Source organism: Arthrobacter sp. UM1 (genome assembly GCF_020483305.1).
GTDB lineage: Bacteria > Actinomycetota > Actinomycetes > Actinomycetales > Micrococcaceae > Falsarthrobacter.
Window position 1 is genome coordinate 51,035 of sequence record NZ_JACWAB010000005.1, and the last position, 21,538, is coordinate 72,572.

Annotated in this window: 21 protein-coding genes and 2 tRNA genes; 13 read left to right on the forward strand and 10 right to left on the reverse strand. The window is 68.6% G+C overall.

The features are described from left to right. Nucleotides 1-164 precede the first annotated feature (164 nt). Genes rsmG through rpmH form a run of 6 tightly spaced genes read right to left on the reverse strand, consistent with a single transcriptional unit; the run spans nucleotide 165 to nucleotide 3,290 of the window. The gene (rsmG, locus tag H9I38_RS07540; RefSeq protein ID WP_226338165.1) at nucleotides 165-842 is read right to left on the reverse strand and encodes a 16S rRNA (guanine(527)-N(7))-methyltransferase RsmG; all 678 of its coding nucleotides are present in this window, start codon (nucleotides 840-842) and stop codon (nucleotides 165-167) included. 8 nt (nucleotides 843-850) lie between these two features. Then, complete coding sequence (locus H9I38_RS07545) at nucleotides 851-1,393, reverse strand: protein jag (protein ID WP_413463532.1); 543 nt, start codon at nucleotides 1,391-1,393, stop codon at nucleotides 851-853. After that, a complete protein-coding gene (gene yidC, locus H9I38_RS07550) occupies nucleotides 1,390-2,367 on the reverse strand; it encodes a membrane protein insertase YidC (protein ID WP_226338166.1) in 978 nt (325 codons plus the stop codon). The genes H9I38_RS07545 and yidC overlap by 4 nt, the downstream gene beginning before the upstream one ends. Then, the gene (yidD, locus tag H9I38_RS07555; protein ID WP_226338167.1) at nucleotides 2,368-2,733 is read right to left on the reverse strand and encodes a membrane protein insertion efficiency factor YidD; all 366 of its coding nucleotides are present in this window, start codon (nucleotides 2,731-2,733) and stop codon (nucleotides 2,368-2,370) included. It lies immediately after the preceding gene. Next, nucleotides 2,730-3,095: a ribonuclease P protein component gene (gene rnpA, locus H9I38_RS07560; protein ID WP_226338168.1), complete on the reverse strand. Its 366-nt coding sequence runs from the start codon at nucleotides 3,093-3,095 to the stop codon at nucleotides 2,730-2,732. The genes yidD and rnpA overlap by 4 nt, the downstream gene beginning before the upstream one ends. 57 nt (nucleotides 3,096-3,152) lie before the next feature. Next, nucleotides 3,153-3,290 carry a 50S ribosomal protein L34 gene (rpmH, locus tag H9I38_RS07565; protein ID WP_226338169.1) on the reverse strand — a complete coding sequence of 46 codons (138 nt, stop codon included), beginning with the start codon at nucleotides 3,288-3,290 and terminating at the stop codon, nucleotides 3,153-3,155. A gap of 282 nt (nucleotides 3,291-3,572) precedes the next feature. Here rpmH and dnaA point away from each other — a divergent pair, with 282 nt between their 5' ends. From dnaA to H9I38_RS07620, 11 genes are all read left to right on the forward strand, one after another. Next, a complete protein-coding gene (gene dnaA, locus H9I38_RS07570; RefSeq protein WP_413463533.1) occupies nucleotides 3,573-5,051 on the forward strand; it encodes a chromosomal replication initiator protein DnaA in 1,479 nt (492 codons plus the stop codon). Between the two features lie 541 nt (nucleotides 5,052-5,592). Further along, entirely contained in the window at nucleotides 5,593-6,720 is a 1,128-nt protein-coding gene (gene dnaN / locus H9I38_RS07575; RefSeq protein WP_226338170.1) for a DNA polymerase III subunit beta, read from the forward strand. A gap of 54 nt (nucleotides 6,721-6,774) precedes the next feature. Further along, nucleotides 6,775-7,656, forward strand: a complete 882-nt coding sequence (gene gnd / locus H9I38_RS07580) for a phosphogluconate dehydrogenase (NAD(+)-dependent, decarboxylating) (RefSeq protein ID WP_226338171.1) — start codon at nucleotides 6,775-6,777, stop codon at nucleotides 7,654-7,656. A gap of 21 nt (nucleotides 7,657-7,677) precedes the next feature. Continuing rightward, the gene (gene recF / locus H9I38_RS07585) at nucleotides 7,678-8,862 is read left to right on the forward strand and encodes a DNA replication/repair protein RecF (protein WP_226338172.1); all 1,185 of its coding nucleotides are present in this window, start codon (nucleotides 7,678-7,680) and stop codon (nucleotides 8,860-8,862) included. Then, complete coding sequence (locus H9I38_RS07590; RefSeq protein ID WP_226338173.1) at nucleotides 8,859-9,455, forward strand: DUF721 domain-containing protein; 597 nt, start codon at nucleotides 8,859-8,861, stop codon at nucleotides 9,453-9,455. Before recF ends, H9I38_RS07590 begins: the two co-directional genes overlap by 4 nt. Before the next feature lie 234 nt (nucleotides 9,456-9,689). Beyond that, nucleotides 9,690-11,711 carry a DNA topoisomerase (ATP-hydrolyzing) subunit B gene (gene gyrB, locus H9I38_RS07595; protein ID WP_226338174.1) on the forward strand — a complete coding sequence of 674 codons (2,022 nt, stop codon included), beginning with the start codon at nucleotides 9,690-9,692 and terminating at the stop codon, nucleotides 11,709-11,711. Between the two features lie 38 nt (nucleotides 11,712-11,749). Beyond that, on the forward strand, nucleotides 11,750-14,524 hold the full coding sequence (gene gyrA / locus H9I38_RS07600) for a DNA gyrase subunit A (RefSeq protein ID WP_226338176.1): 2,775 nt from the start codon (nucleotides 11,750-11,752) through the stop codon (nucleotides 14,522-14,524). Further along, a complete protein-coding gene (locus H9I38_RS07605; RefSeq protein ID WP_226338177.1) occupies nucleotides 14,517-15,101 on the forward strand; it encodes a DUF3566 domain-containing protein in 585 nt (194 codons plus the stop codon). Before gyrA ends, H9I38_RS07605 begins: the two co-directional genes overlap by 8 nt. A gap of 129 nt (nucleotides 15,102-15,230) precedes the next feature. Further along, nucleotides 15,231-15,304 (forward strand) — tRNA-Ile (locus H9I38_RS07610). A gap of 59 nt (nucleotides 15,305-15,363) precedes the next feature. Further along, nucleotides 15,364-15,436, forward strand: a tRNA-Ala gene (locus H9I38_RS07615). 148 nt (nucleotides 15,437-15,584) lie between these two features. Beyond that, complete coding sequence (locus tag H9I38_RS07620) at nucleotides 15,585-16,361, forward strand: metal-dependent transcriptional regulator (RefSeq protein WP_226338178.1); 777 nt, start codon at nucleotides 15,585-15,587, stop codon at nucleotides 16,359-16,361. On the opposite strand, the gene H9I38_RS07625 is transcribed toward H9I38_RS07620, so the two are convergent. From H9I38_RS07625 to H9I38_RS07635, 3 genes are read right to left on the reverse strand one after another with little or no spacing between them, the layout of a single operon-like run. After that, nucleotides 16,337-17,233: a metal ABC transporter permease gene (locus H9I38_RS07625; protein WP_226338179.1), complete on the reverse strand. Its 897-nt coding sequence runs from the start codon at nucleotides 17,231-17,233 to the stop codon at nucleotides 16,337-16,339. The genes H9I38_RS07620 and H9I38_RS07625 overlap by 25 nt on opposite strands. Further along, nucleotides 17,230-17,967, reverse strand: a complete 738-nt coding sequence (locus H9I38_RS07630; RefSeq protein WP_226338180.1) for a metal ABC transporter ATP-binding protein — start codon at nucleotides 17,965-17,967, stop codon at nucleotides 17,230-17,232. Before H9I38_RS07630 ends, H9I38_RS07625 begins: the two co-directional genes overlap by 4 nt. Beyond that, nucleotides 17,964-18,953 carry a metal ABC transporter substrate-binding protein gene (locus H9I38_RS07635; RefSeq protein ID WP_226338181.1) on the reverse strand — a complete coding sequence of 330 codons (990 nt, stop codon included), beginning with the start codon at nucleotides 18,951-18,953 and terminating at the stop codon, nucleotides 17,964-17,966. Before H9I38_RS07635 ends, H9I38_RS07630 begins: the two co-directional genes overlap by 4 nt. 287 nt (nucleotides 18,954-19,240) lie before the next feature. Here H9I38_RS07635 and nrdI point away from each other — a divergent pair, with 287 nt between their 5' ends. Both nrdI and nrdF read left to right on the forward strand, forming a co-directional pair. Beyond that, nucleotides 19,241-19,723 (forward strand): class Ib ribonucleoside-diphosphate reductase assembly flavoprotein NrdI, encoded by a 483-nt coding sequence (gene nrdI, locus H9I38_RS07640; protein WP_226338183.1) that lies wholly within the window; start codon nucleotides 19,241-19,243, stop codon nucleotides 19,721-19,723. Continuing rightward, nucleotides 19,720-20,808 (forward strand): class 1b ribonucleoside-diphosphate reductase subunit beta, encoded by a 1,089-nt coding sequence (gene nrdF / locus H9I38_RS07645; protein ID WP_226338184.1) that lies wholly within the window; start codon nucleotides 19,720-19,722, stop codon nucleotides 20,806-20,808. The genes nrdI and nrdF overlap by 4 nt, the downstream gene beginning before the upstream one ends. Nucleotides 20,809-21,037: 229 nt before the next feature. On the opposite strand, the gene H9I38_RS07650 is transcribed toward nrdF, so the two are convergent. Then, the gene (locus H9I38_RS07650; protein WP_226338185.1) at nucleotides 21,038-21,397 is read right to left on the reverse strand and encodes a helix-turn-helix domain-containing protein; all 360 of its coding nucleotides are present in this window, start codon (nucleotides 21,395-21,397) and stop codon (nucleotides 21,038-21,040) included. Nucleotides 21,398-21,538 lie beyond the last annotated feature (141 nt).

Sequence of the window (21,538 nt, forward strand, 5' to 3'; positions counted from 1 at the left end):
CACGGCTCAATGCGCTCCTTCAAGCCTAACGTGTCGGGTGCATGCGCTCCGCTTCGCGCTTCCAGCTGTGGACAGCTGGGGCGGACCGCGTCCAGCGTGCACCATCCGACCGACCCGCCGCCCACCGAAGCGGCCCTCCAATGAGGCCCCTTCCGCCGAAGAGGCTACTCCGCCGGAGCGCTGTCCTCCGCTGCGGCGGTCCCGAGGTCGATCTGCACGATCGTCGTCGGCTCGGCGAGGAGCTCGTCTCCCACCGTGTAGACGCGTGGGTTCCGGCCCTTGAGCTTCTTGATGTTCTTCCGCGCCTTCTCGATCTCCTCGGCGGCGCTGCGCCCCTTGAGCGCCAGGAGCGATCCGTTCCCGTGCAGGAGAGGCAGAGTCAGATTCACGAGGTTGGCCAGGGCGGAGACGGCCCGCGCTGTCACGATGTCCGCGTTCACGGATTCGAAGAACTGCTCGCTCCGGCCCCGCATCACGGTGACGTTCTCCAGCCCGAGATCGTCGATGACCTCCTGCAGCCAGATGCAGCGGCGCTCCAGAGGTTCGATGAGGACAAAGGAGACGTCCGGCCGGGCGATCGCCAGAGCCAGTCCCGGAAGGCCCGCCCCGGAGCCGACGTCCGCCACGGTCTTCCCCGCGGGCAGACACGGCCCGAGCGCCGCGCAGTTGAGGACGTGGCGCTCCCACAGACGGGGAACCTCGCGCGGGCCGATGAGACCCCGCTCGATCCCGGACGTCGCCAGGTGCTCCACATACACACGCGCCAGGTCCAGCTGTTCGCCGAAAAGCGCCTCGGCGGCGGCGGTCAGCTCCTCCGGAAGCGGTGCGTGCTCCGCGTTCACGCCAGGCCTCAGCTCGGCAGGACGACGACGTGGCGCTTGGAGCCCTCGCCCTCGGACTCGCTCGTCAGGCCGGCTTCGGCCACGACGTCGTGCACCTGCTTGCGCTCGTAGGGGGACATCGGGTCCAGAGCCACGGACTCGCCGGACTCCTTGACCTCGGCGATCGCCTTCTCTGCGAGCTTCTTGAGCCGTCCGCCCTGCTCCGCGCGGTGTCCGGCGATGTCCAGGATGAGGCGCGATCGCTCGCCCGTCTCGGCCAGGACGGCCAGTCGGGTCAGCTCCTGGAGCGCGTCGAGCACCTCGCCGTCCCGGCCCACGAGGGAATCCAGGGCGTGGTCCTCCTCCGCCACCACGGAGAGATAGGTGCGGCCGTTGCGGACCTCGATGTCGATGTCGCCGTCGAAATCGCCGATGTCGAGGAGCTCCTCGAGGTAGTCCGCGGCGATCTCGCCCTCGTCGACCGCCTCTTCCTCGGCCTCGAACTCCACGGCGTCCTGGGCCTCGGGGGCCTCGTCGTCGAGCACTTCGTTCGGAGTGGAGGTCTCGCTCACTTCTTCTTCCTGTTCTTTCGGACCGGCTGGTTGCGCACGGGCTTCGGCGCCGGCTCCTCGGCGCCGGCCGCAGCCTCGCCGTCGCGGTTCTTCGGCGTGCCGAGCAGGACCTTCTCCGGAAGGCCCTTGCGCTTGCGGCGCTCGGCCAGCTCACGGGCCGCCTGGGAGCCCGGGGTGGGCATCCGGCGGATGACGTACCACTGCTGCACCATGGTCCAGAGGTTGGTCACGGTCCAGTAGATGAGGAGCGCGATGGGGAAGTTGATGCCGCCCACGCCGAACACGACCGGGAGCACGTACAGAAGCATCTGCTGCTGCCGCATGAAGGGGCTGTTGAGCGCCTCCGCCGTCATGTTCTTCGACATGATCTGCTTCTGCGTGTAGAACTGCGTCGCGATCATCGCGAGGATCATGAGGATCGAGAGGACGACGACGGACACGCGGTTGTCGCCCGGCTGCGGGTGCAGCAGCGCGGAGGAGAGGAACGCGTCGAAGATCTTGGAGTCGTCGAACTGGCGGACCTGCTCCGGGTTGAGCAGGAAGATGGCGTGGCCCGCGTCGCGGCTCTTCGAGACAGAGTTGAGCACCTGGAACAGGGCGAAGAAGAACGGCATCTGGATGATGAGGGGCAGGCACGCCGCGAAGGGGTTGGTGCCGTGCTCCTTGTAGAGCGCCATCTGCTCCTCCGCCATGCGCTGGCGGGAGACCTGGTCCGTCTTGCCCTTGTACTTGGCCTGGAGCTTGACGATGTCCGGCTGCATCGCCTGCATGCCGCGCTGGGCCTTGATCTGGTAGAAGAACACCGGGATCAGCAGCGCGCGGATGACCAGCACGAGGCCGATGACGGCCAGCGCCCACGTCCATCCGTTCGAGGGATCCATCCCCAGCTTGGTCAGCCCCTCGTGGAACACCCACAGGATGGCCGACACAAGCCACTTGAACGGGGCCAGGATCGTGTCGAAGAAGTTGCCCATTTATTGCTCCTTGGCGGCCGCAGGGCCGTCGATGTAGTCATCAGTCCGCGCGTGATTGAGGACCAGAATGCGGGGAAGATTCTCGGGGGACCACCGGCGCGAGCCCGGCGGAACGTGGTCCACGCCGCCGGAGTTGAAGGGATTGCACCGCAGCACCCGCCAGACGGACATCCCGGTTCCCTTGACCGCGCCGTGGACGGTCACTGCCTCCAAAGCATAGGCGGTGCAGCTGGGATAGAAGCGGCAGACCTGGCCGTAGAGGGGTGAGATGAGCAGCCGGTAGAGCTTGAGCGCTCCGATGAGCACGAGGCGCGGGATGTCGACGACGAACGCCGCGGCCCGGCGCACAGCCTGCCCGGCCGTCATCGCCGCCCCCGGCGGCGCTCCGCCTTGGAGACAGCGCCGCGGAGCATCCGCTCGAAGTCTGCGGCGAGCTCCTCGAAGGTGAGCCCGGCGGCCGGCGGCAGGGCCCGCACCACGAGGCTCGCCCCCGCGGGGCGCTCCGCCACGAAACCGGCGGCCTTCTCCCGGAGGCGCCGCTTGACGCGGTTCCGGGTGACGGCGTTGCCCACCTTCTTGGAGACGAGGAAGCCGACGGTGCTCGGGGCCTCGCCGTCCGGGAGATCGGCCAGAAAAACGACTAAGTTCCGGCCCCCGAAGCGGGCGCCGGAACGTAGTGCGAAGCCGAACTCTGACGAGGTCCGGACTCGGTGCTGCCGCGGAAGCACGTCAGAGCCGCGCTGTGCCCGATTGGCTCACGCTGTCCCCGACTGGCTCAGCAGGGCTCAGGCAGAGAGGGCTGCGCGGCCCTTGCTGCGGCGGCCGGCGAGGATGGCGCGGCCTGCACGGGTGCGCATGCGAAGACGGAAGCCGTGCTTCTTGGCACGACGGCGGTTGTTCGGCTGAAAAGTCCGCTTGCTCACGGTGATTCTCCAAAGACTGGTGGAATGGGGCCACTCGCCCGCCAGACGGGGGAAGGGCGCTCATTGCTCGGCCTTCAGCACACGGCAGACGCGACGGTGCGCAAAAGACACATAGGACTGAACAACATTAGGCGGGACGGGTCGGGCCGGTCAAATCCGCCACGCCGTCGGCAGGCATGATGCCACTTGCCCACAAGTGGGGACAACTGTGCACAACCCTGTGGACAGCCCTATACTGGGAAGTCCGACCCCGGCCCGATCCCGACGCTCCAAGGACTGCCCGTGACTGAAGAACTCGTCGATGATCTCGGCAACCAGTGGCGCACCACAGTGCACTCCCTGGAGCATCACGTCACCCCTCGCCAGTACGGCTTCCTCATCCTGACCAAGGCCCAGGGCCTCATGGGGAACACGATCCTCGTCGCCGTGGCCAATGAGCTGACGCGGGAAGTCCTCCAGTCCCAGCTGCGGGACATCCTCGCGGAGAAGATCAGGGACGTCTTCGGCCAGGACCTCCAGTGCGCCTACGTCATCGACCCGTCGATCGAGCCGATCCAGCGCGAGGCCCCCGCCCGCCCTGCCGCGGAGGAGCCCGCGCAGCCGCCGTCGTCGTCGGAGCCTGCGGACGCGGAAGCGGGCGGCGAGCCCGAGGCGGAGGAGCACCCGGCGCCGGAGTCCTCGGCGGCCTCCCCGGTGCCGGCGCCCCCGAGCACCAGCCAGGAGTTCGGCCGGCTCAATCCGCGGTACATCTTCGACTCGTTCGTCATCGGAGCGTCCAACCGATTCGCGCACGCGGCGGCGTTCGCCGTCGCTGAGGCTCCCGCCAAGGCATATAACCCGTTGTTCATCTACGGTGACTCCGGCCTCGGCAAGACGCACCTCCTCCACGCGATCGGCCACTACGCCCGAAGCCTCTACAGCGGCATCCGCGTGCGGTATGTGAACAGCGAGGAATTCACCAACGACTTCATCAACTCCATCAAGGACGACGAGGGCTCGAGCTTCAAGCAGCTCTACCGCAACGTGGACATCCTCCTCATCGACGACATCCAGTTCCTCGCCAACAAGGAGGGAACGCAGGAGGAGTTCTTCCACACGTTCAACGCGCTGCACAACCACAACAAGCAGATCGTCATCACGTCCGACCTCCCGCCGAAGCAGCTCTCCGGCTTCGAGGACCGCCTGCGCTCGCGCTTCGAGTGGGGCCTGCTCACCGACGTGCAGCCGCCGGAGCTGGAGACACGCATCGCGATCCTCCGCAAGAAGGCCATCCTCGAGGGCCTCAAGGTGCCGGAGGAGGTGCTCGAGTACATCGCCTCCCGCATCTCCACCAACATCCGCGAGCTCGAGGGCGCGCTCATCCGCGTCACGGCCTACGCCTCCCTCACGCGGCAGCCGGTGGACGTGGCCCTCGCGGACCAAGTGCTCAAGGACCTCATCACCGACTCGGACGCCGAGAAGATCACGGTCCAGCAGATCCTCACGACGACGGCGGAGTACTTCGGCCTCACCGTGGAGCAGCTGTGCGCCAAGTCCAGGAAGAAGAACCTCGTGGACGCGCGGCAGATCTCGATGTACCTGTGCCGCGAGCTGACGGACAAGTCGCTCCCGGACATCGGTGCGGCGGTCGGCGGCCGAGACCACACCACGGTCATCCACGCCACCCGCAAGATCGGCTCCCTCATGGCCGAGCGGCGGCAGATCTTCGACCAGGTCACAGAGCTGACCAACCGCATCAAGCAGCAGCAGCGCGAGTCCTGACGCCCGCCGGAGGACCCCCGTCGGCCGCGCATGGCAGGGCACGAGGGCAGATCCCTGTCATGCCGGGCTTTTTAACAGCTGTGCACAAGGCTGTGGACAACTCGTCTTAAAACCGGCCTCGATCGGTGGACAACTCGAGCCGCGCTGTGCACGGCGTTCAAGGGCCCGAATCCTGTCCACACCGCTGAACACCGCTCAACGGGAGCTGCACACATCCTCGCTCACAGGCTCACGGGCCCCGGATCCCAGGCTCCACGCCGAGAGAGGCCAGTTGTCCACAGATTCAACAGGGGTTGTTAACACTCCCCTTCCTTGAATCCTTCGAATCCAAATAACATGTCACTCCCTCGGACGAACCGGCTGACGAGCCTTGCGAACCGCACTCCTCTCGGACAAACGTCGGACAGACGGGGGTCTGAGAACCTTGTCCACGTTCTCCGATCTCCGCCCTGCACGGTGTTCTGCAAGCGGGATAAGCTGTCACCTGGTAACTCTCGAACCACAGACCGCGGTCCCACCGCGCTCGAAAGGCGGAACGCGCGTGAAATTCACTGTCCAACGCGATGTCCTCAACGACGCCGTGTCCTGGGTGGCCAAGTCCCTGTCGCCCCGTCCGCCTGCGCCGGTGCTCTCCGGAATCCTCATCAAGGGCGAAGCGGGAGTGCTCACGCTCTCGAGCTTCGACTATGAGACGAGCGCCCGTCTCGAGATCGAGGCGGACATCCAGGAAGAGGGCACCATCCTGGTTCCCGGCCGCCTTCTCGCAGAGGTCATCCGCAGCTTCCCGGCCTCCGCCACCATCACGGCAGAGACCGAGGGCTCCAAGGTGCAGCTCACGTGCCGCTCCAGCCGCTTCGCCCTGGCCACCATGCCGGACGCCGAATACCCGGAGCTTCCCGCTCTCCCGGATGTCAGCGGAACCGTGGACGGAGCGGACTTCGCCACCGCCGTGTCCCAGATGACCGTGGCGGCCAGCAAGGATGACACGCTGCCGATTCTCACGGCCGTGCGCCTGGAGTTCGAGGCGGACAAGATCACCTTCCTCGCCACGGACCGCTACCGCCTCGCGATGCGCGAGCTGCCGTGGCGCCCCAACGCCACAGACATCAGCACCTCGGCGCTCGTCAAGGCCCGCACCCTGGACTCCGTGGCCAAGAGCCTTGCGAGCGGCGGAGACCTCTCGATCGCCCTCAAGGACGACGCGGACCTCATCGGCTTCGAGTCCTCCTCCCGCCGCCAGACGAGCCTGCTCGTGGACGGGGACTATCCCAAGATCCGCTCTCTGTTCCCCGAGTCCACGCCGATCCACGCCGTGGTCAACACCGCGGAGCTCGTCGGCGCCGTCAACCGCGTCAAGGTCGTCGCCGAGCGGAACACGCCCATCCGCCTCGCCTTCACGGACGGCGCCGTCACCCTGGACGCCGGCACGGGCGAGGACGCACAGGCCTCCGAGTCCATCAGCGCGCAGCTGGAGGGCGAGGAGATCACCGTGGCCTTCAACCCGCTGTACCTCAGCGAGGGCCTCGGCGCCTTCTCATCGGAGTACGTGCGCTTCTCCTTCACCTCGGCTCCGAAGCCCGCCATGATCACGGCGCAGCACGAGCTCGAGGGCGAGGACGAGGGAGACTACCGGTACCTCGTCATGCCGGTCCGCCTCCCGAACTACTGACCGCGGCCCCTCTGACGAGGGGCTGATCCCCCAATGAAGAAAAGTGGTTCCACAGTGCAACTCGGACTCATCGGCCTCGGAAAGATGGGCAACAACATGCGGGAGCGGCTGCGCCGCGCCGGCATCGAGGTGGTCGGGTACGACCGCAACCCGGAGGTCTCGGACGTCGCCTCTGTCGACGAGATGATCCAGAGGCTGCAGTCCCCGCGCAGCGTGTGGGTCATGGTTCCGGCCGGCCCCGTGACGGACTCGGTCATCACCGAGCTCGGCGAGAAGCTGGAGAGCGGGGACATCGTCGTCGACGGCGGAAACTCCCGATTCTCCGACGACCAGAAGCATGCCGGCCACCTCGGCAAGAAGGGCATCGCCTTCGTGGACTGCGGCGTCTCCGGCGGCGTCTGGGGCCTCGAGAACGGCTACGGCCTCATGGCCGGCGGCCGGGACGAGGACATCGAGCGCCTCATGCCGGTCTTCGACGCGCTCCGCCCGGAGGGCGAGCGCTCGGACAGCTTCGTCCACGTGGGCGAGGTCGGCGCCGGCCACTACGCCAAGATGGTCCACAACGGCATCGAGTACGGCATGATGCAGTCCCTCGCGGAGGGCTACGAGCTCCTCGAGTCGAAGGACATCATCAAGGACGTCACGGGCACGTTCAAGGCCTGGCAGCAGGGCACCGTGGTGCGCTCGTGGCTGCTCGACCTGCTGGTCCGCGCGCTCGAGGAAGACCCGCACCTCGACGCGATCAAGGGCTATGTGGAGGACTCCGGCGAGGGCCGCTGGACCGTCGAGGAGGCCCTGGCCCAGGCGGTGCCGCTGCCGGCCATCACGGCCTCGATCTTCGCGCGCTTCGAGTCCCGCCAGGAGGACTCCCAGGCCATGAAGGCCGTGGCGGCGCTGCGCAACCAGTTCGGCGGCCACGCGGTCAAGAAGGCCTAGCAGGCATATACGCGGCGGGGCATGTACATTGACCGACTCTCCCTGACGGACTTCCGGACCTACGCGCAGACGGATCTGCAGCTGGGTCCGGGAGTCAACGTCTTCGTGGGCTCGAACGGGGTCGGCAAGACGAACATCGTCGAGGCGATCGGCTACCTCGCCACGCTGGCCTCGCACCGGGTCACGAGCGATGCGCCCCTCGTCCGCTTCGGGGCGGAGCGGGCCATCGTCCGGGCCCGGATCGTCCGCGGGGGCCAGCAGAGCGTCCTCGAGCTTGAGATCGCCCCGGGCCGCTCGAACAGGGCCCGGATCAACCGCTCCGCGCCGATGCGCTCCCGGGAGATCGCGGGGATCGCACGCACGGTGCTCTTCGCCCCCGAGGACCTGGCCCTCGTCAAGGGGGAGCCCAGCCACCGGCGGCGGTTCGCGGACGACCTCATTGTGACGCTCTTCCCCTACCTGGCCAAGGCGCGCGGGGACTACGAGAAGGTCCTGAAGCAGCGCAACGCCCTCCTCAAGTCCGGCCGCCGCCAGTGGAGCGAGGGCCACGAGTCCACCATCGCGGTCTGGGACCAGCAGCTCGCCCGCGCGGCCGCGGCCCTGACCAAGGCGCGCCTGACCGTGCTGGCCGGCCTCGCTCCGCATGTGGAGGACGCCTACCACCGGCTCGCGGACGGCCAGAAGGCCACCGGCCTCGTCTACCTCAGCTCGCTCGCCGGGGACGTGGAGCAGCAGCGCTCCGCCCCGGATCCCGCGCACGCCGAGCGGCTCCGGGAGCTCGACGCGGCCGGCCTCTACGAGGCGTACCTCCGTGCGTTCGAGTCCTCCCGCCAGAAGGACCGCGAGCGGGCCACGACCACCGTGGGCCCGCACCGGGACGACATCGCCCTCATCCTCGGCACCGCCCCCGCCAAGGGGTTCGCGTCCCACGGCGAGACCTGGTCCTTCGCGCTGGCCCTGCGGCTCGCGTCCTTCCGCCTCATGCGGGAGGACGATTCGTCCGAGGCCGCCTGCCCCATCCTGGTGCTCGACGACGTCTTCGCAGAGCTGGACGCCCAGCGCCGGGCCCGTCTCAGCCGGCTGGTGCTCGAGGCGGAGCAGGTGCTCATCACGGCCGCCGTCGGCAATGACGTCCCGGAGGGGCTCGAGGGGCGGGCGTTCACGGTCACGCCCGGCGAGGTCGCGCTCGAGGGCGAGGCGGCATGAGCCACGCCGCCCCCGAGCAGCCGGCCCCCGAGCCGGATCAGTCCGGCGAGCCCGACGACGTCGACGCCGCCTGGGCCCTCCTCAACCGCGTGCGCTCCAACGCCGCCGAGCGCGGAGACCGCAGGGTGGACGCCCGCCAGGTGGCGCGCTCCCGCGCGAAGGTCAAGGACAGGGACCTCACCCGCGAGGCCCGGGCCAAGGACCGCGCGCGGCGCGGGGAGCACGACTCCTACTTCGGCCGGGATCCGCAGGGCATCGGCCGGATCTTCGGCCGCTTCCTCAAGGAGCGGGGGTGGAGCCAGCCGGTCGCCGTCGGAGGCGTCATCGCGCGGTGGCGGGAGCTCGTGGGAGCGGAGATCGCGGACCACTGCGAGGCGGTGGCGTTCGAGGACTCCACGGTCCGGGTCCGCTGCGACTCGACGGCCTGGGCCACAAACCTCAAGCTCATGGCTCCTCACGTGGTGCGGCAGCTCAACGAGCGGCTGGGCGACGGCGTGGTCACCCGCCTGGACATCACCGGGCCCGCGGCGCCGAGCTGGCGCAAGGGCTACCGCACCGTCCGCGGCCGCGGCCCCCGGGACACCTACGGGTAGGCCCCGGGGTACGGGACTCGGGACGCCGGGCGCGCAGAAGGCTCTCTGAGCGCCTCGACCCCCGTGGCGGACTCCCTCCCGCCGGGTGCCCCCTCAATCGCTTCCAGGTGAGGAATCCGGACGCTCAGGGCATGGACGGCCCCCATCCGAGGCGTCAGTTGGTAGAATTGCAGGGATTGACCGGGCGTCGTCTGAGCGGCGTTCGCCGAGACTTTTCAGGAGTTTGAGCCGGCAGTGGCAGAGAACAAGAACGAGGCCCCGTCCAACGCGGTCCAGAACGACTACGGCGCAAGCGCCATCACGGTCCTCGAGGGACTGGAGGCGGTCCGGAAGCGTCCTGGCATGTACATCGGCTCCACGGGTCCCCGGGGCCTCCACCACCTCGTGTACGAGGTCGTGGACAACTCGGTGGACGAGGCCCTGGCCGGCTACGCGGACATGATCGACGTGGTCCTCCAGGCCGACGGCGGCGTGAGCGTCAAGGACAACGGCCGCGGCATCCCGGTGGACATCCACCCCACGGAGGGCAAGCCCACGGTCGAGGTGGTCATGACCATCCTCCACGCCGGCGGCAAGTTCGGCGGCGGCGGATACGCGGTCTCCGGCGGCCTGCACGGCGTGGGCATCTCCGTGGTCAACGCCCTCTCCCGCCGGGTCCGCACCGAGGTGCGCCGGCAGGGCTACGCGTGGCGCATGGAGTTCGCGGACGGCGGCCGCCCCCAGGGCGAGCTCGAGAAGGGCGAGGCCACCGAGGAGACCGGCACCACGCAGACGTTCTACGCGGACCCGGAGATCTTCGAGTCCGTGGAGTACGACTTCGAGACGCTGCGCGCCCGCTTCCAGCAGATGGCGTTCCTCAACAAGGGCCTGCGGATCCGCCTCACGGACGAGCGGCAGCTCGAGGAGCAGGGCGAGGAGATCGCGGACGACTCCGAGGCGGAGGAGAAGGGCCCCCGCGTCGTCGAGTACTGCTACAAGGACGGCCTGCTGGACTACGTCAAGCACCTCAACGCGTCCAAGAAGGCGGAGATGGTCCACGAGGACGTCATCGCGTTCGAGACGGAGGACGAGGAGCGCAAGATCTCCGCGGAGATCGCGATGCAGTGGACCACGGCCTTCTCCGAGTCGGTCCACACTTACGCCAACACCATCAACACGCACGAGGGCGGCACCCACGAGGAGGGCTTCCGCACCGCGATGACGTCTCTCATCAACCGCTACGGGCGGGAGAAGGGCCTCATCAAGGAGAAGGAGGACAACCTCACGGGCGACGACATCCGCGAGGGCCTGACCGCCGTCATCTCCGTGAAGCTCTCCGAGCCGCAGTTCGAGGGCCAGACGAAGACCAAGCTCGGCAACTCCGAGGCCAAGGGGTTCGTGCAGCGCGTCGTCTCGGACCAGCTGGGCGACTGGCTGGACCGCAACCCGGTCTCCGCCAAGAGCATCATCCGCAAGGCGCAGCTCGCCGCCCAGGCGCGCATGGCGGCCCGCAAGGCCCGGGACCACGCGCGGCGGAAGTCCCCGCTCGAGTCGTTCGGCATGCCGGGCAAGCTCTCGGACTGCTCCTCGAAGAACCCGGTGGAGTGCGAGGTCTACCTCGTGGAGGGAGACTCGGCCGGCGGCTCGGCCAAGCGCGGCCGTGACCCGCGGACGCAGGCGATCCTCCCGCTGCGCGGCAAGATCCTCAACGTGGAGCGCGCCCGCCTGGACCGGGCGCTCGGCAACGCCGAGGTCCAGTCCATGATCACGGCGTTCGGCACGGGCATCGGCGAGGACTTCGACATGTCCAAGCTCCGCTACCACAAGATCATCCTCATGGCGGATGCGGACGTGGACGGCCAGCACATCACCACGCTGCTCATGACGCTGCTCTTCCGGTACATGCGCCCGCTCATCGAGCAGGGCCACGTGTTCCTGGCCCAGCCGCCGCTCTATCGCATCAAGTGGTCCAACGCCCAGCACGACTACGTCTACACGGACGCCGAGCGGGACGCCGCGCTCACGGCCGGCCGCGCCGCCAACAAGCGCCTGCCGAAGGACAACGGCATCCAGCGCTACAAGGGCCTGGGCGAGATGGACTACCACGAGCTGTGGGACACCACCATGGACCCTGCGCGCCGCACGCTGCGCCAGGTGACCATGGAGGACGCCGCCGCAGCAGACCAGATCTTCTCGGTTCTCATGGGGGACGACGTGGACTCGCGCCGCACCTTCATTCAGCAGAACGCGAAGGACGTGAGGTTCCTGGACATCTGATCCACCGGATGCCCTAGAACCCGCCGCGAAAGGAAGCCATGAGCGACAACACCCCCGAGAACCCGGAGAACGAGAACCCGGAGAACGGGACTCCCGAGAACGAGACCCCGGAGACCGAAGACCGGGAGCGCGAGCTCCCCGCGGACGCCGAGGAGGCGGGCCTCGAGGACGAGGCCCGGGAGATCAAGCCCGAGCCCGTCGTCGTGCCGGAGGGGCATGACAAGATCGAGCAGATCGACCTCCAGGAGGAGATGCAGCGCTCCTACCTGGACTACGCGATGGCTGTCATCGTGGGCCGCGCGCTCCCGGACGTCCGGGACGGCTTGAAGCCCGTCCACCGCCGCGTGCTCTACGCGATGTACGACGGCGGCTACCGCCCGGACCGCGCGTTCAACAAGTGCGCCCGCGTGGTGGGCGACGTGATGGGCACGTACCACCCGCACGGCGACCTCGCGATCTACGACGCCCTCGTGCGCCTCATCCAGGACTGGACGATGCGCTATCCGCTCGCGCTCGGCCAGGGCAACTTCGGCTCCCCGGGCAACGACGGCGCGGCGGCTCCCCGTTACACCGAGACCAAGATGGCGCCGCTCGCCATGGAGATGGTCCGGGACATCGACGAAGAGACGGTCGACTTCAAGGACAACTACGACGGCAAGAACCAGGAGCCCGTCGTCCTGCCGTCCCGCTTCCCGAACCTGCTGGTCAACGGCTCGTCCGGCATCGCCGTCGGCATGGCCACGAACATCCCGCCGCACAACCTCCGCGAGGTGGCGGACGGCGTGCAGTGGGCCCTCAAGAACCCCGAGGCGAGCCGCGAGGAGCTGCTGGACGCGCTCCTCGAGCGGATCAAGGGGCCGGACTTCCCCACGGGCGCCACGATCCTGGGCCACAAGGGCATCGAGGACGCGTACCGGACGGGCCGCGGCTCCATCACGATGCGCGCCGTGGTCAACGTGGAGGAGATCCAGGGCCGCACGTGCCTCGTGGTGACGGAGCTGCCGTACCAGGCCAACCCGGACAACCTCGCCATCAAGATCGCCGAGCTCGTCAAGGACGGCAAGATCAAGGGCATCGCGGACCTCCGCGACGAGACCTCGGGCCGCACCGGTCAGCGCCTCGTGATCGTCCTCAAGCGGGACGCCGTGGCCAAGGTGGTCCTCAACAACCTCTACAAGCACACGCAGCTGCAGGAGAACTTCTCCGCGAACATGCTCGCGATCGTGGACGGCGTGCCGCGCACGCTCTCCCTCGACGCGTTCGTGCGGCACTGGGTGGCGCACCAGATGGACGTCATCGTGCGCCGGACGAAGTTCCGCCTGCGCAAGGCGGAGGAGCAGGCGCACATCCTGCTCGGCCTCCTCAAGGCCCTCGACGCGCTGGACGAGGTCATCGCCCTCATCCGCCGCTCGCCGACGGTGGATGACGCCCGCAACGGCCTCAAGGAGCTCCTGGACATCGACGACGTCCAGGCCCAGGCCATCCTCGACATGCAGCTGCGCCGCCTCGCGGCCCTCGAGCGGCAGAAGATCCAGGACCAGTACGCGCGCCTCATGGAGGAGATCGCGGACTACAAGGAGATCCTGGCCACGCCGCAGCGCCAGCGGGACCTCGTCTCGGACGAGCTCCAGGAGATCGTGGACCGTTACGGGGACGACCGCCGGACGGAGATCGTCCGCGGCCTCGACGGGGACGTCAACATGGAGGACCTCATCCCCGAGGAGGAGATGGTGGTCACCATCACCCGGGGCGGGTACGTCAAGCGGACGAGGATCGACCAGTACCGCTCCCAGGCCCGCGGCGGCAAGGGCGTCCGCGGCGCCCAGCTGCGGGAGGACGACGTCGTCGAGCAGTTCTTCGTGACGACGACGCACCACTGGCTCCTCTTCTTCACCAACCTCGGCCGGGTATACCGGGCTAAGGCGTACGAGCTCGCCGAGGGCGGGCGCGATGCGAAGGGCCAGCACGTGGCCAACCTGCTCGCGTTCCAGCCGGACGAGCGGATCGCCCAGGTCATGGAGCTGCGGGACTACGACGTGGCCCCGTACCTCCTGCTCGCCACGCGCAACGGCCTCGTCAAGAAGACGCGGCTCGAGGACTACGACACCAACCGGGCCGCCGGCGTCATCGCGATCAACCTCCGCGAGGGGGACGAGCTCGTGGCCGCGCGCCTCATCTCGGAGAAGGACGACCTCCTCCTCGTCTCCCGCGAGGGCATGAGCGTGCGCTTCACCGCCACGGACGAGACGCTGCGCCCCACGGGCCGCGCCACCTCGGGCGTGACGGGCATGAAGTTCCGCGGGGAGGACCACCTCCTCTCGGCCGACGTCATCACGGACGAGGGCTACGTGTTCGTGGTGACCGAGGGCGGCTACGCCAAGCGCACCCACGTGAGCGAGTACCGCTCGCAGGGTCGCGGCGGCCTCGGCATCAAGGTGGCCAAGCTCGCGGACGAGCGCGGCGTGCTCGTGAGCGGCATGATCGTCGGGGAGGACGACGACGTCCTGGTGGTCATGAAGAAGGGCAAGATCGTCCGCTCCCGCGTGGACGGCGTGCCGGCGAAGGGCCGCAACACGATGGGCGTCATCTTCGCGAAGCCGGACAAGGGCGATTCGATCATCGCCGTGGCCAAGAACTCGGAGCGCCACCTGGACGAGGAGATCGAGCAGGCGCTCGCCGACTCCGAGGACGGGGCCGAATCCGGGGATGGCAAGGGCGATGGCGTACCGTTGACTACTGAACCCGCCCCCGGCGAGAGCGATCTCGTGGCGGCGGAAGCTGAAGGAACGTCCACGGAGGAACTGAGTGAGTGAGTCGAAGAGCGGGCGCGCAGGCGCGTCCCGCGCGGGAAACCGTCCCCAGGCCGGCCGTCCGATCCAGCGCTCGACGACGCAGCCGGCCTCCCGCGGGTCCCAGCAGCGTCCGGCCTCTCCGAGCCGTCAAGGAGCCCAGTCCCGTTCTGGAGCTCCGGCCCGTTCGGGGACCCAGTCCCGGCAGGGCCTCGTCCGGCCGGCGCCGAAGGCCAAGTCCCGCAAGGCGAGGCTCGTCGTCTCCAAGCTGGACCCGTGGTCCGTGCTCAAGATGGCGTTCCTCCTCTCGGTGGCGCTCGGCGTGGTGGCTGTCGTGGCCTCGATCGTCCTCTGGACGGTCCTGGACCTCACGGGCATCTTCGACCGCATGAACACCCTGATCGGTGACGTGGGCGGCCAGACGATGAGCAGCGTGGACGTGCGTCAGATCGCCTCGCTCCAGCAGGTGGTCTCCTTCACCACGATCATCTCGCTCGTGAACATCGTGCTCCTCACGGCCTTGGCCACGCTCGCTGCGGTCCTCTACAACATCTGCGCGTCCCTCGTGGGCGGCGTGGGCGTCACGCTCACGGACGACTGACCGGCGGGAGGCCGGCTCGAGGGCGACAGCCCCGAGGCCTGTCTTCCCGGCGGTTCTGCCGGCCCTCCTCGATTTGGCATTGCCAGGGAGGGTTCGGTAGAGTTGTCTCTCGGTCCGATGGACCGGTGAGGGCGTATAGCTCAGGCGGTTAGAGCGCTTCGCTGATAACGAAGAGGTCCCAGGTTCAAGTCCTGGTACGCCCACTCGATAGCCTTCCCAGCATGCTGATGACCAGCGCGGTTGCGGAAGGCATCGCCCATCTGGGGGCATGGCGCAATTGGTAGCGCATCTGCTTTGCAAGCAGAGGGTTAGGGGTTCGAGTCCCCTTGCCTCCACAACTGGATATGACAGCGGCGGCTGGCCTGAGGGCTGGCCGTCGCTTTTGTCTTCACCGGGTGACGCCCCAGGACGACGCGACCGGCGGAGACCAGGATCGCACGTCAACTGGGGTGCGGTGAGCACCCGCCCCGATACGATGGCCCCATGACGGTCTCCGAGCTCTCGACGAGCGCCCAGAACTACCTCAAGGTCATCTGGAGCCTGACGGAGTGGACGGACGAGCCCGTCACCCCCACGCTCATTGCCAAGCAGACCGGCCTGAAGCTCTCCTCCGTCTCGGATGCGCTGCGCCGGCTGAGCGCCCAGGGCCTGCTGAGTCACGCGCGCTACGGCTCGGTGGAGCTCACGGACACCGGCCGGACGCACGCGCTGGCCATGGTCCGCCGCCACCGGCTCATCGAGTCCTTCCTCGTGAGCGTCCTCGGCTACTCGTGGGACCAGGTCCATGACGAGGCCGAGACCCTGGAGCACGCGGTCTCCGACTTCATGGTGGAGCGGATCGACGCGTTCCTAGAGCACCCCACGCGCGACCCCCACGGCGATCCCATCCCGTCGGCGGACGGCACTATGAGCGTCCCGGATGCGGCGCCGCTCTCGGAGACGGGTGCGGGCGGGGACGTCGTCGTCGAGAGGATCTCGGACGCGGACCCGGACCTGCTCAAGTTCTTCGCGAGCCACGGGATCGTGGTGGGCGCGGTCCTGGCCGTCGAGGAGGGGGCTCCGTTCTCCGGGGCGCTCGAGGTCCGGGCGCGGTCGGCTGCCAAGAAGGGCGGCTCCAAGAAGCACGGCCACAAGGGCAAGGACGGCAAGGGCAAGGACGCGAAGAACGGGCCCGCCCGAGACCGCGAGGTCCTGGGCGAGCCCGTCCAGCTGGGACGCGAGGCGGCCTCGGCCCTCTACGTCTCGGTCAAGGGCGCCTGAGTCCCCCGCGGGCTGGGGCGGCGGGCGGCCGCCGTCGTCGTTCTCCGGCGGAGCAGGCCGTGACGCGGGCTGAGGAGGAAGACCGCCGCGAAGACCGCGCCCTGGGCGAGCACCACGAGGCCTCCAGGGGAGGCGTCCGCCCAGTAGCTCACGAGGATGCCGCCCGCCGTGCAGAGCGCCGAGAGCGCGGGCGCGAGGACGAGCATCCGGCTGAACCGCTCGGTGAGGAGCCGGGCGGTGGCACCGGGGATGACGAGCATCGCGACGACGAGCACCACCCCCACCACCTGGATCGCCATGACCGAGGTGAGCGCCACGAGCCCGAGCAGCAGCCACCCCAGCCGCCGCGGCGAGAGGCCGATGGCGAAGGCGTGGACGGGGTCGAACGCGAAGAGCGTGAGGTCCCGCCGCTTGAGCAGCAGCACGGTGAGGGACACGGCGGCGAGGACCGCCACCTGGAGCAGGTCCTCGCCCGAGGTGCCGAGGATGCTGCCGAAGACGATGTGGTTGAGGTCGGTGTGGCTGGGCGTCACCGAGATGAGCACCAGCCCGAGGGCGAAGAGCGAGGTGAAGACGATGCCGATCGCCGCGTCCTCCTTGACCCTTCCTCCTCCGCGGACCCCGCCGATGAGCCCGACGGCGAGGAACCCGAACACCACCGCGCCGACGGCGAACGGAATCCCCAGGATGTAGGCGAGGACCACGCCGGGCAGCACCGCGTGCGAGACCGCGTCCCCCATGAGAGACCACCCCACGAGCACCAGCCAGCAGGAGAGCACCGCGCACACCGTGGCCGCGATGATGCCGACGGCGAGGGCGCGGAGCATGAAGGGGTAGGAGAGGGGCTCGAGGATCCAGTCGAGGGGGCTCATGCGGGGGCCTCCCCGGCGGGGTCCAGGCCGAAGGCGAGGGCGAGACGCTCGGGCCGCACCGCCTCGCGGACTGGCCCCTGGTACAGGACCTTGCGGCGCAGGAGCACGGCCTCGTCCGCCAGCCGGGGCAGGGAGGCGAGGCCGTGCGTGGCCACGAGCACGGTGCGCCCGGAGGCGGCGAGCTCGCGGAGGAGCCCGGTCACGGCGGCCTCGCTCCCGCGGTCCACGCCGGCGAAGGGCTCGTCCAGGAGGAGGATCCGGGCGTCCTGGGCGATGGCCCTCGCCACGAACACCCGCTTCCGCTGGCCGCCGGAGAGGCTGCCGACCTGTCGGCGCCCGAGTCTCGAGAGCCCCGCTCGCTCCAGGGCGACCCGGACGGCCTCGCGGTCCGCCGCGCGGGGGCGCCGGGTGAGGCCGAGCAGCCCGTACCGGCCGGTCATGACCACCTCCTCCACGCTGAGGGGAAAGGACCAGTCCACCTCCTCGCTCTGCGGGACGCAGGCGAGGAGGCCCCGGGCCCGAGCGGCGGCCGGCGGCATGCCCGCGATCTCCACGGAGCTGGCGTCCGGGCGCAGCCGCCCGGTGATCGCGTTGAAGAGGGTGGACTTGCCGGATCCGTTCATCCCGACGAGCGCCGTGACCTGTCCGGCGGGGACGGCGAGGCTGAGGTCTTTGAGCGCGACGACGTCGCCGTAGCGGACGGTCAGGCCCCGAACGCGGATCGCGGGCCTCACGGGCGCCTGCCCGAGCCGCCTGCCGGTGCGCCGGAGCCCGCGCTGTCGCCCGGGCCCCGGCCGGTCAGGCCGCGCGCGATGACGTCCGCGTCATGCTGCAGCAGCGCGAGGTAGCTGGGCACGGGCCCTCCCTCGGCGGACAGCGAGTCCACGTAGAGCGTGCCCGCGAACCTCGAGCCGGCCGCCGCGGCCGCCTGCTTCATGGACTTGTCCGAGACCGTGCTCTCGCAGAAGACCGCCGGCACCTTGTTCTTCTTCACGAAGTCGACGACGCCTGCCACCTGCTTCGGCGTCCCCTCCTGCTCCGCGTTGACCGGCCAGAGGTACTTCTCCGTGAGGCCGGCGTCCTTCGCCAGGTAGGAGAACGCGCCTTCGCAGGTGACGAGCGCCCGCTTCTGGCTCGGCAGACCTGCCAGGGTGCGGACGAGCCCGGCCCGCACCTCGTCCAGGCGCTTCTTGTAGGCCTCGCCGTTGCGGCGGTAGTCCTCCGCATGCTCGGGGTCCAGCCGGCCGAAGGCGGCGACCATGTTGTCCACGTACTTCTTCCCGTTCGCCGGGCTCATCCAGGCATGGGGATTCGGCTTTCCGGCATATGCGTCCTCGGTGATGGACAGCGGCTCCACGCCCTCGGAGACGACGGCGTGCGGGGCGTCCGCGTCCCTGGCGAACTTCTCGAACCACCGCTCGAGGCCGAGCCCGTTGTCCAGGACGAGGTCTGCCTTGGCGGCTTTGCGGACGTCGCCGGGCGTGGGCTCGTAGTCGTGGATCTCTGCGCCGGGCTTGGTGATCGAGTGGACCTCGAGGTGGTCCCCGGCCACGTTCTCCGCCATGTCCTCGAGGACCGTGAACGTGGTGAGCACGGTCTTCTTCCCCTCGGCCTTCTTCTCCGACGGGGCCCCCGAGCACCCTGTGAGCAGGAGCGCCGCGGCGACCGCCGTCGTCGTCGCTGCCCCGAGCCTTCCCCTCAGCCGATTCCGTGTGCGCATCCCAACCGCCTTTCCTGCGTGAAACTCATCGAGGCGAGCGCCTCGGGCCCCGCGCCCGACGGCGCGAAGGCGTGTCCAACTCTAATGTTTGTCTAGACGTAGTGACAAGATTGTCCTACCGTAGTTGTTCCGAGGGAGAGGCGAGCTGAGGAGGACGGATGCTTGACGGGGACGGGCCCAGGGCGGAGAGATCCCGTGCGGGGAGACTCCGTGCGGAAGGACCGAGCGCGGAAGAGAACCGGGCGGAGCGTCCGCGGGCGCAGGGGACGGAAGCCGGAGGGTCCGAGGTGCGGGAGCTCGCGCCGGAGGAGAGCCCGGACCTCGTCTACTTCTCGAGCGCCTCGGAGAACACCAAGCGGTTCGTCGAGGCGCTCGGCCGGGAAGCCGTGCGGATCCCGCTCAGGCCGAGGCGCGAGGGGATGATCCGCGTGTGCCGGCCCTTCGTGCTCGTGGTGCCGAGCTACGGCGGAGGGGACCTCGCCGGGGCGGTGCCGCGGCAGGTGCGGACCTTCCTCAACGACCCGGCGAACCGGGCGCTCCTGCGCGGCGTCATCACGTCCGGGAACACGAACTTCGGGGAGCACTACTGCATCGCGGGGCCCGTCATTGCGCGCAAGTGCGGCGTGCCGGAGCTGTACCGGTTCGAGCTGCTCGGGACCGAGGAGGACGTCACGCGCGTCCGCGAGGGCCTCGAGCGGTTCTGGGCGCAGCAGCCCTCAGCAGACGGCACTCCACCCACACCCCAGAACGAGCAGAGGAGAGAAGCATGAGCATGACAGCGAGCCGGCCGGAGCAGGGGGCGCCGGGGCGGGGAGCTCCGCAGCAGGGAGCTCCGCAGCAGGGCACACCCGGGCGCGGGACCGAGGACTCGGTGACGCCGCCGGGATACCGGCACGATCCGGCTGCACGGCTGCGGCCCGTCAACTGGAACCGGGTGCAGGACGACAAGGACCTGGAGGTCTGGAACCGGCTGACCGCAAACTTCTGGCTCCCGGAGAAGGTGCCGCTCTCCAACGACCTCCAGGCCTGGCAGAGCCTCGGCCCCGAGCAGCGGACCCTCACGATGCGCGTCTTCACGGGGCTCACCATGCTGGACACCCTCCAGGCCACGGTGGGGGAGATCTGCCAGATCCAGGACGCCCGCACCGAGCACGAGGAGGCGGTCTACACGAACATCGCCTTCATGCAGTCGGTCCACGCGCGCTCCTACTCCTCGGTGTTCTCCACGCTGACGAGCACCCCGGAGATCGACGACGCGTACCGCTGGGCCATCGGCAACGACCTGCTCCAGGAGCGTTGCAAGAAGGTCCTGCAGCACTACTACGGGCCGAGTCCGCTCAAGCGGAAGGTGTCCTCGACGCTCCTCTCCTCGCTGCTCCTCTACGCGGGGTTCTACCTGCCGCTGCACTTCTCCGTCCGGGCCACGCTCACGAACACCGCGGACATGATCCGCCTCATCCTCAGGGACAAGGCGGTCCACGGCTACTACTCGGGCTACAAGTACCAGCGCGGGCTCGAGGCGCACGGGCCGGAGACCCGCGCGGAGATGGAGGAGTTCACCTACGGCCTGCTCGAGGAGCTGTACGAGCTGGAGCTCCGGTACTCGGGCGAGCTCTACGAGCCGCTGGGGCTCATGGAGGACGTGGCGGCGTTCGTCCGGTACAACGCGAACAAGGCCCTCATGAACCTCGGCTACCCCGCCCGCTTCCTCCCTGAGGAGACCCGCGTGAGCCCTGAGATCCTTGCGGCTCTGGCGCCGGGCGCGGACGAGAACCACGACTTCTTCAGCGGCAGCGGGTCCAGCTACGTCATCGGGAAGGCGGAGCACACGAGCGACGACGACTGGGATTTCTAGGGTTTGGGATCCAGGGGGCGGAAGCGGCCCGCTGTCTGTTCAGTGTGGAGACCGCTCAAGACCTGCCGGTCGCCACGGCACAGCGTCCTCGGCTCGGAGTGGGCTGAGCGCATTGGTTCTGTTTCGTAGAGGTCCGCATGCGCGGCGAAGAGCCGTGGATGCTGGCGCGCGATCGCGCGATGGAATTCAGCCGGAGTCGTCGGCGGGGATCTGCTGGTCAGAAGGCATCTCAGGCGAAGAGATCAGCTCTCAGGTCTTCACTCGTTGCCTCAACGAGTTCGCCCATCGTGGCCGTCCAGAACCGAAGATACTCTTCGTAGGGGATGCGGTTGCGGTTGCCCACCTTGACGGCGCGCAGTTCGCCTGAGGAGATCTTCCGGGAGATCGTTGAGCGAGACATGCCGGTGCGGTCTGCGACTTGTGCGGGTGTCAGCATGCGTCGCTTCGCGGTGAGGGTGACGAGCTCTCCTTCGGCAGCGGCGCGCTGTACGTACGCTGCGATCTGGTTCAGCCAGTCAGGCCGTCCTGAAGCCGGGGCCTGTTCTGCGCGTACCTCTTCTGGGGTGATGGTCAGGCTGTCTGCTGTCATGATCCGAGTCTACCCGGTCTTGAACAGTTAGATCAGACTGTCTGTGCAGACCGTCCGCACTGTTCGTGGCGATGGCTGGGATCGAGAAGGTTTTCCTGCGGCCTGAAGGGCAAACAGAATTTCAAGGCAACCTATAGGAAT